Source organism: Candidatus Avedoeria danica, assembly GCA_016703025.1.
In the GTDB taxonomy this organism is placed as follows: domain Bacteria; phylum Chloroflexota; class Anaerolineae; order Epilineales; family Epilineaceae; genus Avedoeria; species Avedoeria danica.
Genome location: JADJCV010000004.1, coordinates 410,923 through 423,607 on the forward strand (window position 1 = coordinate 410,923; position 12,685 = coordinate 423,607).

Below are 12,685 nucleotides of genomic sequence, written 5' to 3' on the forward strand. Positions count from 1 at the left end.
CGATCAAAGGTTGTCATTGGCCGACGGCCGACTCCGGCCGGTGTCGCCATCGGCCGGAATCTAGTGCGGTCAGCGGCCGCTTCCAGTCAGCGGTCGTCTCAGCGGTCGTCGATGCTGAGCGGGCAGAGGCAGAGCGCGGTCGCACCGTTGAGCAGTCGGACGGTCTCCATCGCATCCTGTGCGGCGGCAAGCGTCGTCAGGCCGGGCACGAGCGACGCCGCGAAGAGGCGCACCGATGCGGCCGTTCGAACCGCCGCGTCGCCCGCGGCGCCCGCCGCCGGCCCGCGCCGCTTCCGCCCCGCCCGCACCTCCCGCGCCGGCACGCCCGGTCCGACGCCCGCCAGCTCGCGCGCCTTGGCCAGCGCGTCGTCCAACGTGCCGAGCGCGTCGACGAGGCCGCGCTCGAAGGCTTGCCGGCCCGTCCAGACGCGCCCGCCGGCGACGGCGTCGAGCGCCTCCAGCGGCAGGTTGCGGCTCGTGGCGACGCGGGCCAGGAAGACGTCGTACACGCGGCGGATGTGGCCGAGCATCGTGTCGCGTTCGGCGTCGCTGAACGCCGTGGCGCTGTCGAACAGGCCTGCGGCGCCGCCGCGCGAGAGGGTCTCGTGGTTGAAGGTAAGCTTTTCCCAGAGCCCGCCGAGCACGAGCTTGCCGCTGAGGACGCCGATCGAGCCCGTGATCGTGCCCGGGTGGGCCACGATCCAGCGGGCGGGTGTGGCCACGTAGTAGCCGCCGGATGCCGCCACGCCGCCCATGTGCGCCACGACCGGCTTCCGGGCGGCCACGCGCTCGATCGCCGCCGCCATTGCCTCGCTGGCCGTCGCCGACCCGCCGGGCGAGTCGATGGACAGCACGAGCGCCACGGCGTCGTCGTCGGCCAGGATGCGGCGCGCCTGCTGGACGACCGTCCGATCGCCCGAACGCCCGTCCCCGACGACCGGCACCGGCAACGGCCCCGGCGGCGCGGCGGTCTCGCCGTCGACGATCGCCCCCTCGATGCGGAGCACGGCGATGTACGGGCCGGGCCGCGGCGGCGGCTCGTTGATCAGGGACCGCCGGGCCTGTCGCTCGTGGACGATGACGGCCGGCGGTGCGGCGGGCCGTTCGGCGGGCCGTACGGCGGGCGTCGGGCCGGCGGCCGCTGGTACACCGCCACTGCTGAATCCCCGGGTTCCGCGCTCTGGTGGCAACCCCGAGCGTGTCCAGTGGCGGTGTGCTAGGCGCGTCGGGAGGTCCTCCTCGCCGCCGACGTGATCGACGATGCCGGCGGCACGCGCCTCGATGTCCGTGAAGAAGCCGTCGGCCAGCAGCGCGTCGACGGCCTCGGCGGTCAGGCCGCGGCCGTCGGCGATCGAAGCCTTCATCTCCTGCCATGCCCCCTCGAGGAGCCACTCGCCCATCTCGCGCGCCGCGGCGGACATCTCCCGGCGGGTGAACGTGTCGGCGGCGGTCTTGTGCGGGGCGATCTGAACGGCGTCGAACCGCAAACCGGCGCGATCGAGGCCGTCGGCGATGTGGAAGTAGCCGCGCCGCAGGCTGAGCGGGCCGACGTGACCGCCCTTCTGGACGATGATCTCATCACAGGCGCACGCCAGGAAGTAGCCGCCGAGCGTGTAGTGCGGCGCGAAGGCCACGACGCGCTTGCCGGCCGCACGCACCTCGGCGATCGCCGACCGAAGCGTCTCGATGGACGATGCCGGCATCGACAGCGGCCGGACATGCAGCACGATGCCCACGGGGCGCGGATCGCGCGCCACGTCGCGCAACAGCGTGACGAGGTCGCGGATCGTCGGCGCCTGCGGCACGAGGCGCTGCCAGAGCGGGCCGGGCGGCGGCAACGGGGCCATCTGGTCGTCGACGAACGCCAGCACCCATTCGGGCGCCGGCTCGCGCCAGCGACGGAGTTGATCGAGCTGCCAGGCGCCGAAGACGGCGGCGTGGCCGAGCTGGTCCGCCAGGTTGCGCGGCGCCGGTCCCCGCACGCTCACGGCGCACCGCCGGTCGAGGCCGCGCCGCCGCCGATGAACCGCGCCCAGCCGGCGTCGATGGCCTCCACCCATGCCGGCGAAGGCTCGGCCATGCGCTGCGCGGCCACGACGTCCTCGGCGAGCGCGTTCGGCGGGGTCACGACCTCGGCGTACGTCGCCTGCCAGGTCTCGGGGACGAGGTGCGGCCCGATCACCGTCGGATCGCCCCAGTTCTCCGGTCCGAGCTTGGCGAACTGGGCTTCAGGATCTTGGAGGAAGTTCGCCAACACGATGGCCCCTTGCTTGTTCGGCGCGTTGAATGGAATCGCCAGGAAGTGCACCCGTGACAGCATGCCGCCCTCGAGGGCGAACGCACGGGCCCCGGAAAGCGCGGCGGCGCGGGCGGCGGTTGCGTCATCCTCGGATGCCGCGTCGCCGTCGCCGGCGTTCATCGGTCGCGGCGGCGGTCCGTAGCGCATCGAGATGTCGATCTCGGACGCCGCGAACAGATCGTCCGCCTCCGCTTGCGTCTGCGGGTAACGCCCACCCTGCTGCCAGAGCTTGGGCCCGATCGCGTCGAGCTTGGCCCAGCACGGCTCGAGCGCGGCCTCGGCCGTCGCGTCGTCGTACGGCCGGCTGAAGACCGCCGCGTCGTCGGCGAGGGCGATGCACGCCTGGCGGACGAACGCGCTGCCGACCGGGTCGGGCGGGGCGGCGTACGTGAAGCGGCCGGGATTCTGCTCGATCCACGTCCAGAGCGCCGGCCAGGACTTCGGTGGCGCCGGCAGGCGCGTCGGGTCGTGCAGCAGCACGAAGTGCGTTCGGCCCCAGGCCAGGGCGTTCTCGCCGACGTCCCGGCCGAACGTGCGTTTCAGCCAGCCGTCCTTCGGATCGAGGTAGCGCCGGCTGGGCGTGTAGCCCGTCCACGGGCCGTAGAGCAGGCCGCCGTCGGCGAGCGCGCCGTAGCTCGCATCGTCGATCCACAGCAGATCGATCGTGCCCGTCGTCGCCTCGGACGCGCCGAGGGCAGCCGCCTTCTCGGCCGCCAGCTGCGCCACGACGTCGCCGGTCGCTTCCACGTAGTTTGGCGCGACATCGATGCCGTAGCGACCCGCCGCCACGTCGACCACCCAGTCGTCCACCCACGCCCGCGGCGGGTCGTCGTCGCGCAGCGCGAAGCGGACGGTCGTGCCGGCCGCGTCGTCCAGGAGATGCTGCCAGCTGTACGTTTCGAAGCCGGCCGGGCGGGTGCTGTTCGGCAGCGGGAACTCGCCGCGCTCCGCGAACGTGCCGGGGTCGGACGGGTTCGTCGTCGGGAACGCCGCGACGGCGGTCAGCATGCGGGCGTCCGCCGTCACGGGCTTGCCGTCCGGTCCGGCCATCCGCAAGCCGCCCGGCAGCGTCGGGGCGGGCGTCGGCACGCCAGTGCAGCCGGCGAGCGCGAGCACGAGCGCGGCGATGAGGGCCGGGGCGGGCGCGGATGCGGCGGTGCGGGGCGACGGGCACGGTGGCGGTGGCGGGGCCGGGATCGGGCAGTGGGTCGGGATCGGGCGGTGCGTCGGGATCGGGCTCATGGCTTCAGCCTCGTGCGGCGGTGCGATCGGCCCAGGCGCGGCGGGCCGCCAGCCAGCGGGTTGCGAGGGCATGGTTGCCCGGCGAGCGCCGGCGGTGGTGCGCGTCGTCGGCCAACGCGCGCACCGCATCGGCGAACACGCCCGGCGGGCGGATCGCACGGCCAAGCTCGGCGAGCGTGATGCCGGCGTCGATCGCATGCGCCAGCTCGCCGATCGCCGTGGCGGCGTCCGGCCCGACGAGCGTTGCGCCGAGCAGGACGTCCGTTCCGGCGGCCAGGTGGAAGACGACGACGCCGACTCGGTTGCCGGCGTTGGACACGTTCGGCGGCGCTTCCGTTGCCTCCGCATGGTGGACGAGGGTGTCGAGCGGCACATCGGCGGCCTCCGGCTCGTGCGCCAAGAGACCGACGGAGGCCAGCTGGGGTTCGGTGAACACGACGCGCGGGATCGTCAGCACATCCGCCCGGCGGCGGCCGTCCAGCAGCGCGTTGCGCAGCGCCACGCGCGTGCAGGCCATTGCGCCCTGCGGCGATGGGTGGTCGAGCGCCGCGTCACCTGCAGCGTACACCCGCGGGTTCGTCGTGCGCAGGCGTTCGTCCAGGCGCAGGCGGACGCCGTCCAGCTCGACGGCGGCGGCGGGAAGGTCGAGTGCGCCCAAGTCCGAACGGCGTCCGGCGGCCAAAACGACGGCGTCGAAGGTGTCGGCGTCGAAACTCCCTGCGCTGTCTGTGCCGGCAATCGCGCCGCCGCGGAATCCCCAGCCGCCCGCCTGCGTCACGGCTGCCGCCACGCGGTGGTCCGTGCGAACGCGCACGCCGTCCGCCGTGAGGGCGGCGAGGATCGCCGCCGCAGCGTCCGGTGCCTCGCGCGGCAGAACGCGACCGTCGGCCTCGAAGAGCGTCACCCGACTGCCCCGGCGTGCCAGCGCCTGCGCCATCGCGCAGCCGGTGGCGCCGGCGCCGACAACGGCGACGCGGCGGGGCGGCGTCGCGAGGTCGGCCAGCGTGTCGGCGTTCACGCGGGGCACGGCCCCGATGTCCGTGGCGGACGGCACGACCGGCGTCGCGCCGGTGGCGATCAACGCGCGCACGAAGTGAAGCCGGCGGCCGGCGAGGTGAAGAGCGTCGGCGGCGATGAAGTGGGGCGCACCGCGGTAGACGTCGATTTCGGCCGCGACGCCGGCGGGCTGCGGACCGTCCGCCTCGCCGACGAGCCATGCCACGCGGGCGCCGAGGGAGGCGGCTTCGCATGCCGCCCAACGCGCGGCGCGGTCGCTGCCGAGGATGACGATGTCGTAGCGGCCGGGTGGGATCGGGTTTGACCCGGCGTCCGCCGTCGGACGGGCGGTGTTCGGTTGACTGGGGTGAGTCGGCATGGCGCGCTCCGCGGCAGGTCGAGCGGGTATGTTAGCGCGGGCACCTGAGAATCGCCCCGCGCGCAGGCGTGGCCTATAATGGCCTGCAACACCTACATTCGCGACCACGCGCCTCCTTCTTGGCCGTGACCCGCCCGATGACGGGCGCGGCGCGGCCTTTGCGTGTGGCCTTCGCCGGCGGCGCCGTTCGCCTCGTCCGTCGCCGCCAGGAGTGGTAAGCACATGTCCGATCCGCATGCCCCCAGTTCGCATGCCGCCGGTTCGCATGCCCCAAACGGGGCGGCCGCCAGCGCCGTGGCCGAAGCCCCCGCCATCGGCGCGCCGAACATCGATGAGGTCGATTCCGTCATCATCCGCTTCGCCGGCGACTCCGGCGACGGCATGCAGCTGACCGGCACCCAGTTCACGAACACGGCCGCCGTCGTCGGCAACGACATCAGCACGATGCCCGATTTCCCGGCCGAGATCCGGGCGCCGGCCGGCACGCTGGCCGGCGTCTCGGGCTTCCAGGTCCACTTCAGCAGCCTCGACATCCTGACGCCGGGCGATGCCGCGCAGGTCCTGGTGGCGATGAACCCCGCCGCGCTGAAGAGCGCGCTGTCCGAGCTCGTCCCGGGCGGCACGATCATCGTGAACACGGACGAGTTCAATGCCTCCAACCTGAAGAAGGCGGCGTACGCCACCAACCCGCTCGAGGACGGCAGCCTGAAGGGCTACAAGATCCACCCCGTCCCGCTCACCCGGCTGAACCGGGACGCGCTCAAGGACATCGAAGGCCTCACGACGAAGGACATGGACCGCTCGAAGAACCTCTTCGCGCTCGGTCTTTCGTTCTGGATCTACGACCGGCCGCTGGACAACACGCTTCAATGGATCGAGGAGAAGTTCGGCAAGAAGCCGGCGATCTTCGAGGCGAACCGCCGTGCGCTGATGGCCGGCTACCACTTCGGCGAGACGACCGAAGCGTTCCAGCGCCGCTTCCACATCCCCCCCGCCAACCTGGCGGCGGGACAGTACCGCAAGATCACCGGCAACGAGGCGGTCGCGATCGGCCTCGTCGCGGCGGCGGTGCTGGCCGACAAGTCGCTCGTCTACTGCAGCTACCCGATCACACCGGCCAGCGACATCCTCCACAGCCTGGCCGCCCTGAAGAACTACGACGTCCGCACGTTCCAGGCCGAGGACGAGATCGCCGCGATGGGGGCGGCGATCGGCGCGGCGTTCGGCGGCGCGTTCGCGGTGACGGGCACCAGCGGCCCGGGCCTGGCGCTCAAGAGCGAGGCGATGAACCTGGCGCTCGTCCTCGAGCTGCCGATGGTCATCGTCGACGTCCAGCGCGGCGGTCCGAGCACGGGTTCGCCGACGAAGACCGAGCAGTCCGACCTCCTGCAGGCGATGTTCGGCCGCAACGGCGAGAGCCCGCTGCCGATCCTGGCGCCGGCGACACCCGGCGAGTGCTTCGACATCACGGTCCTGGCGTTCCGGCTGGCCGCGCGGATCATGTCGCCCGTCATCGTGCTCTCCGACGGCTACCTGGCCAACAGCGCCGAGCCGTGGCGGATCCCCGACGTGAACGCGATGGCGCCGATCCAGATCGGCCATCCGACCGCGATCGGCCTGAACGGCACGGGCTTCCTGCCGTTCGCGCGCGACGCCGAAACGATGGCGCGGCCATGGGCGCTGCCCGGCACGCCGGGTCTCGAGCACCGCATCGGCGGACTGTCCAAGGAGCCCGGTACGGGCAACGTCAGCTACGACCCGATCCATACCCAGCAGATGAACGACGAGCGTCGGGCGAAGGTGGCGGGCCTGGCGGACTACCTGCCCGAGCAGGACGTGTACGGGCCCGAGTCCGGCGACCTGCTGGTTCTCGGCTGGGGCGGCACGTTCGGCGCGCTGCGCCAGGCGGTCATCCAGGCGAACGCACAGGGCAAGTCCGTCGCCCACGCGCACGTCCGCTACCTGAACCCGTTCCCGCGCAACCTGGCCGCCGTGCTCGGCCGCTACAAGCAGGTGCTCGTGCCCGAGCTGAACGGCGGCCAGCTGGCGCTCCTCATCCAGGGCCGTTTCCTGAAGCCGGTGATCCAGCTCGAGAAGCTGCAGGGCCAGCCGTTCCGCATTTCCGAGATCCGCGCCAAGATCGACGAGATCTTGGGCTAGGAGGTTCGATATGACGACCGAAACGATCCCGCTTCAGCCCGTGCCCATGACGAAAGCCGACCTCGTCACCGACCAGGCCGTGCGGTGGTGCCCCGGTTGCGGTGACTACGCGATCCTGGCGACGATGCAGAAGGTCCTGCCGGAGTGCGGCATCCCGCGCGAGAACGTCGTGTTCGTGTCGGGCATCGGCTGCTCGAGCCGGTTCCCGTATTACATGAACACGTACGGCGTTCACAGCATCCACGGCCGCGCCCCGACGCTGGCCACCGGCCTCAAGCTGGCCAACCCCGACCTGACGGTCTTCGTCATCACCGGCGACGGCGACGGCCTCTCGATCGGCGGCAACCACCTGATCCACACGCTGCGGCGGAACGTGGACCTGAACATCATCCTGTTCAACAACCGGATCTACGGCCTGACGAAGGGCCAGTACTCCCCGACTTCCCTGCCCGGCCACAAGACGAAGTCCTCACCCATGGGCTCGGTGGAGCAGGGCTTCAACCCGCTGTCCGTGGCGCTGGCCGCCGAGGCGACGTTCGTCGCGCGCTCGATCGACGTCCACACGAAGCACTTGGGCGAAGTGATCAAGCGCGCCGTCGAGCACAAGGGGACGTCGTTCGTCGAGGTGTTCCAGAACTGCAACATCTTCAACGACGGCGCCTGGGAGGACGTGGCCAACGCCAAGACCCGCGCCGAGCACACGCTCGAGCTCGTCCACGGCCAGCCGCTCGTCTTCGGCGCGGCGCGCGACAAGGGCATCCGCCTGAACGGCCTCCAGCCCGAGGTCGTGAACGTCGCCGACGTGCCGGCCGACTCGCTCCTGACGCACGACGAGCGGGCGCAGGTGGGCTATCACTACCTCGTCAGCCGGATGACGCTGCCGGAGTTCCCGGTGCCGCTCGGCGTCCTGCGCTCCGTCGACAAGCCGGTCTACGAGCACCAGGTCATCCAGCAGGGGCGCGACGCAGCGGCCAAGATGGGGCCGGGCAGCCTCGAGGATCTCGTGGCGTCCAACGAGAGCTGGGTGGTCTCCGCCCGCAACGGCCTGCACTAGGCCGCGCCTCCCCGCCGCCGACGGTTTCATCGTCGCCGTTACGACCGATAACCCATCGACAAACGGGAAGGGGCGGGTCTCAGACCCGCCCCTTCCCGTTTGTCCCGGCGGCGCCCAACACCCGTCCTACGGGCAGCCCGCCACCCACTTCAACGAGTTGAACATCGGGTGGAAGTGCACGTGCGGGTTCCACAGGCTCAGGTACACCCGCCGCGGGTTCAACGGATAGCTCACCGCCACGTTTGGATTGCGGGGCCGGTTGAAGCCGTACACCGCATCCGGGTTGGCCAGCGCGCTGGCGATGACCTGGGCGGGCACCTTGTTCACGATGAACTGACAGACCTGTCCGGTCTGCGGCACCTCAGTCGGCGCCGGCGGCATGCCGACGTTGGTGGCGGTGGGCGCGGGCGGCGGCAGCGTGGCCTGGAACGGCGCGGTGCCGGCGGCCTGGGTGGCGGGCGGGCCGTTCAGGCTGGCCATGGCCAGCACGGCGGCCACGCCGACGGCCGCGGCCGCGAGCGAAGGTCGCTTCACGGGTGGTCCTCCTCATGTGTTGGGTCGTGCGATACGAGGCGAGGGAGGCACCCGCACGTCGGCCGTCTCCCCCCTGTCCGCCGCTGAGTGTAGTGCGAAGGGCGGGTGGGGCCAAGGTGGGGGGGCCGCCGTGCGGGTCCTCAACCGTATCGTCGCCGTGCCGCGTGAGCGGGGCTTCGACACGCCACTCCACCCGCAGATCGAGTTCCGTGGCAGCGGCGGGCGCAGCGTGCATCGCCCCAACCTACATCACCGCCTTGCCATCCAGCGCCCAGAGCACCCCGAACACGATCACCGTCCCGATGACGATCGCCGCCACCCGCCGCCACGGTCGTGCGCCCCACGCCGGCTCGAACTCCGCCGCCTGCGTGAGCGTGGACGAGACGAAGATCAGGATGAGCACGAACGCGGTGAGCGACAGGACCGGGATCGTGATGAAGCCGAGCCAGTAGATGTAGTCCGAACTGCACGGGACCGAAACCTTGCAGGCCGGTGTCTCGGGCAGCCAGTTCGTCTTCTGGAGCAGCACGTGGTACACGGCGACGGCCGTCCCGACGAGCGCCGACGGGATGACATAACGCGCGACGCGGCGGTCGCGGACGCCGATGCCGATCGCCAGGATGAAGGCCAGCGGGTACATAAAGATGCGCTGGTACCAGCACAGCACGCACGGCGTGTAGCCCCGGATGTTGCTGAAGTAGAGGCTGCCGACGAGCGCCGTGAGCGCGACGACGAGTGCGGCGTGTAGACCGTAGCGCCGGATCGCGCTGTCGAGCTGATCGGCGATGCCCGGCGTGGCAGCCGCATCGTGCGTTGCCGTGGCGCTGTCCGTCATGGCGAGGGCTCCTGGGAAGGGAATCGTTCGGAACGGCGGGGCGCGTTCGGGGGACGATTATAGCGGTGCTCGAGGCAGCCTCTCTCCCCGACGCCGCAACGGCCCCAGCGGCCCCAAATCCCCATCCCTTTGCCCCTACCGCGCCGCCTCGTCCCCGACCCACGGCAAGTACACCCCCGTCCGGTTCGGCTGCACGGCCCCCGCCCGCAACACGTACACCGCCCGGTCCAGCCGATCCGCCACGTACACCGTCCCGTCCGGCCCGGCGGCGATGTCGCTGGCCGGCTCGTTGCCCGCTCCGGCGGGGCGCGGCAGCGGCACGACGGCCTCGCGGCGGCCGTCGGCGGCCAGGATCACGACGTCGTCGCTGCCCGCGAGCACGGCCAACCGACCGTCCGGCAGCGCCGCGATGCGAAGGGCGCTCTCGACGTCCAGCGCCACGGCGTCCAGTGCACCCGCACCCGGGTCGAGGACCAGCAGTCGCTTCGTCGGGCCGTGCAGCACGCCGATCCGGCCGCCCGGCAGCGCCACGACGTCGCGGTATTCCAGCGCGCTGCTCGCCTCGGGCAACGGCGTCGTCGCAACGTCGATCGTGTTCGACATACCGGGAACGACGTGGTGCAGCCGGGACGTGCCGCGATCGAGCACCCAGGCGCCCCGGCCGTCGGCGTCGGGCGCGCTGGCGGCGGCGACGATCGTGTCCGACGCGGTGACGTCCGTGTCGAACGTGCGGGTGACGGCGGTGGCCAGGTCGATGCCCGGGTCGGCGCCCGGACGCACGCCGTAGCGCTCGAAGCTCACCCGGCGGATGCCCGGCGGCGGGGCGTCGCGGTCGTCGGGGGCGTCGTTGGACGACGAGCTGCGCGTGCGGATGACGACGGCGGTCGACCCGTCGCCGAGGGGCACGATCTCCTGCAGGCCGTGCAGCGTGAACTGGGTGTCGCCCGCCTGGCCATCGGGTGTCAGACGCACGGCGCGCTCGAGCTCGTCGATGACCCACACGCGGCCGGTTCCATCGACCTGCAGCCGCAGCGGCGGTCCGAACCAGCGGCCGGCGGGGCGGGGCAGCGGCAGCCGGCGCACCTCACGCCCGCCTTCGACGACGGCGACGGCCGCCGGGGCGGCGGGCGAGGCGCCGTACAGGAGGAAGACCTCGTCGGGCGCGCGGGCGGCCATCGCCACCGGGAAGCCGGCGACGGGCCAGGCCCGGCCGATCTCGCCCCGTTGCCGGTCGATGCGGCTGACGATCCGGCGGTTCGTCCAGTCCAGGACGAACATCTCGCCGGCTGCGTCGAAGCTGATGTCCCGCATCCGCCACCGGAGCTGCGTTCGCGGCGGGATGACCGCGCCGTCGGCGGAGAACTCGTACAGCACGTTGGCCGCATTCGCCACCGGGTTCTCGGCCGCGAAGAACAGCGTCCCGCGCCCGCTCGTCGCCAGGCCGCTCGGCAGCTCGGAGGAGAACGAGAGCGCGCGCTGGACCGTGATCTCCGCTTCGGCCGTCCCGTCCGGGCGCCGGACGGCCAGCGCCGCCTTCGGCCGATCGTAGACATACAACCGCCCGTCCTGTCCGACCGTTGCCGCCTCGGGCTGGGCGAACCCGGCCCACGCCGCCTGCAGCCCACCGCCGAGATCGAACGCCAGCACCTTGCGCCCAACGGCGTCGGAGACGTACACCCTGGACCGCGCCGGATCCACCGCCACCCCGATCGGCGCCTCGATGAACGCCCCGTCGCCCGGCACGCCGCCGTAGCCGACCACGACGCCGCCGGCAGCGTCGTACCGTTCGGCCCGCTGGAGGGTGTCGTCCACGACGATGAACCCGCCGTCGGGCACCACCGCCAGGTCGACCGGACGGACGACGCCGCCGGGCGGCGGCAGGAAGCCCGGACGAACGGTGTCCACCACTGCCCACACCGCTGCCGCACCGGCACTCACTTCCGTACCGGCAATCGCTGCCGCCTCTGCCGCGACGTCGGCATCGGCGGCGGCACGCGTGGCGCCGCTTCCGACGAGCCCGAGAACAACAGCGGCCACGGCCCGCGTGGAAAGCGGCGCGGACCATCGACCGGACCGTTGACCGGACCCTCGTCCGGACCGTCGTCCGGACCGCTGTTGGATCGTCCCGTTGCGCGGATCCGCCATCGCCCTACCCTTGCCCTGCGGCTGCGTCCACGGCGGCGCCGATCTGCGCCAGCGCTTGGCTGAACGCCCGTCCGTCCGCCGCGGGTAGATCGACGAGCGGCGGCCGGGCGTGCCACGTGTCGCCGCCGAGCCGCAGGGCGAGGGCGGCCTTCAGGGCGGCGACGGCCGGCCGTGCGTCGAGGGCGTCGCGCGCCGCGTCGAGCGCCGCTTGCGCCGTCCGCGGATCATCGGCTGCCGTCATGGCGCTGGCCCAGACGCGGCGCAACAGGTCGCCTCGCACGGACGCCAAGGCCGTGATCGCCCCGGCTCCACCGGCCGCCAGCACCTCGGACAGGTGGGAGTCGGTGCCGGTGAAGATCGCCAGCTCCGGCAGCGCGCGGATCCGGTGCAGCGTCGCGTCCCGGTCGGCGGTGGAGTCCTTGAGACCGACGATCGGGCCGTGCGGGCCGTAGCCGTCGACGAGGGCGCGCAGGACGGCGTTGGGGATCGGGACGCCGGTGTGGCGGGGGATGTCGTACAGGAGGATGCGCGGCCTCGGGATGCGTGGCCCTTCGATGCCGTCGCTGCTGTCGCTGCCGGACCGCGGGGCTGCGGCGCCCTGCGCGAGCCGATCGCCCGCACCGTCGACCACCCGCCGGTACCAGTCGATCAGCCCGCCATCGTCCACACCCTTGAAGTAGTACGGCGGGACGACGACGGCCGCGTCGGCCCCGGCCGCGACGGCGGCGGCTGTCGCGTGCGCGGCGTCGGGCCAGGCAGGGTGGCCGGTGCCGCACAGGATCAGGAACGGCGGCGCGTCGATCGGACGGGCGGCGCGCCAGCGGGCGGCGGCGGCCACGAGCGCGATCCGCTCATCGAGCGTCAATGACGGGCCTTCGCCGGTCGAGCCGGCGAGGAGCGCCCCGTGGCAGCCGCTCCCGGCGGCCAGGTCGAGGAGCGGCCCGACGGCGGCGGGGGCGAGGGCGCCGGCGGCGTCGAACGGCGTCGGGAGGGCGGCGAGGACGCCGCGGAGCGGGAGCGGTGGCGTCGCATCCATCGTGC

The 12,685-nt window shown here is 72.5% G+C and carries 9 protein-coding genes; 2 read left to right on the top strand and 7 right to left on the bottom strand.

Translation table 11 applies throughout. The annotated features are described in order from the left end of the window. Window positions 1–98 precede the first annotated feature (98 nt). The 3 genes from sppA to IPG72_05020 are packed head-to-tail and all read right to left on the bottom strand — an operon-like array spanning window position 99 to window position 4,916. Window positions 99–1,988, bottom strand: a complete 1,890-nt coding sequence (gene sppA, locus IPG72_05010; protein MBK6768381.1) for a signal peptide peptidase SppA — start codon at window positions 1,986–1,988, stop codon at window positions 99–101. Next, complete coding sequence (locus IPG72_05015) at window positions 1,985–3,541, bottom strand: ABC transporter substrate-binding protein (GenBank protein MBK6768382.1); 1,557 nt, start codon at window positions 3,539–3,541, stop codon at window positions 1,985–1,987. The genes sppA and IPG72_05015 overlap by 4 nt, the downstream gene beginning before the upstream one ends. Window positions 3,542–3,545: 4 nt before the next feature. After that, a complete protein-coding gene (locus IPG72_05020) occupies window positions 3,546–4,916 on the bottom strand; it encodes an FAD-dependent oxidoreductase (GenBank protein ID MBK6768383.1) in 1,371 nt (456 codons plus the stop codon). 222 nt (window positions 4,917–5,138) lie between these two features. Between IPG72_05020 and IPG72_05025 the strand changes: the two genes are divergently transcribed. Both IPG72_05025 and IPG72_05030 read left to right on the top strand, forming a co-directional pair. Continuing rightward, the gene (locus tag IPG72_05025) at window positions 5,139–7,076 is read left to right on the top strand and encodes a 2-oxoacid:acceptor oxidoreductase subunit alpha (protein ID MBK6768384.1); all 1,938 of its coding nucleotides are present in this window, start codon (window positions 5,139–5,141) and stop codon (window positions 7,074–7,076) included. A 10-nt stretch (window positions 7,077–7,086) separates the two neighbouring features. Then, on the top strand, window positions 7,087–8,130 hold the full coding sequence (locus tag IPG72_05030) for a 2-oxoacid:ferredoxin oxidoreductase subunit beta (protein MBK6768385.1): 1,044 nt from the start codon (window positions 7,087–7,089) through the stop codon (window positions 8,128–8,130). Between the two features lie 126 nt (window positions 8,131–8,256). Here the strand turns inward: IPG72_05030 and IPG72_05035 are convergent, their stop codons facing one another. From IPG72_05035 to IPG72_05050, 4 genes are all read right to left on the bottom strand, one after another. Continuing rightward, a complete protein-coding gene (locus IPG72_05035) occupies window positions 8,257–8,664 on the bottom strand; it encodes a hypothetical protein (GenBank protein ID MBK6768386.1) in 408 nt (135 codons plus the stop codon). Window positions 8,665–8,908: 244 nt separating this feature from the next. Further along, window positions 8,909–9,499, bottom strand: a complete 591-nt coding sequence (locus IPG72_05040; GenBank protein MBK6768387.1) for a disulfide bond formation protein B — start codon at window positions 9,497–9,499, stop codon at window positions 8,909–8,911. Window positions 9,500–9,634: 135 nt separating this feature from the next. Continuing rightward, entirely contained in the window at window positions 9,635–11,536 is a 1,902-nt protein-coding gene (locus IPG72_05045; GenBank protein MBK6768388.1) for a hypothetical protein, read from the bottom strand. 112 nt (window positions 11,537–11,648) lie between these two features. Further along, entirely contained in the window at window positions 11,649–12,680 is a 1,032-nt protein-coding gene (locus IPG72_05050; GenBank protein ID MBK6768389.1) for a dihydrodipicolinate synthase family protein, read from the bottom strand. Window positions 12,681–12,685 lie beyond the last annotated feature (5 nt).

What these genes read in the sequence shown, in the direction of transcription:
- IPG72_05015 (MBK6768382.1), bottom strand. Translation starts at nt 3,541, where the DNA reads ATGAGCCCGATCCCGACGCACCGCCCGATCCCGACCCACTGCCCGATC.
- IPG72_05020 (MBK6768383.1), bottom strand. Translation starts at nt 4,916, where the DNA reads ATGCCGACTCACCCCAGTCAACCGAACACCGCCCGTCCGACGGCGGAC.
- IPG72_05025 (MBK6768384.1), top strand. Translation starts at nt 5,139, where the DNA reads ATGTCCGATCCGCATGCCCCCAGTTCGCATGCCGCCGGTTCGCATGCC.
- IPG72_05030 (MBK6768385.1), top strand. Translation starts at nt 7,087, where the DNA reads ATGACGACCGAAACGATCCCGCTTCAGCCCGTGCCCATGACGAAAGCC.
- IPG72_05040 (MBK6768387.1), bottom strand. Translation starts at nt 9,499, where the DNA reads ATGACGGACAGCGCCACGGCAACGCACGATGCGGCTGCCACGCCGGGC.
- IPG72_05050 (MBK6768389.1), bottom strand. Translation starts at nt 12,680, where the DNA reads ATGGATGCGACGCCACCGCTCCCGCTCCGCGGCGTCCTCGCCGCCCTC.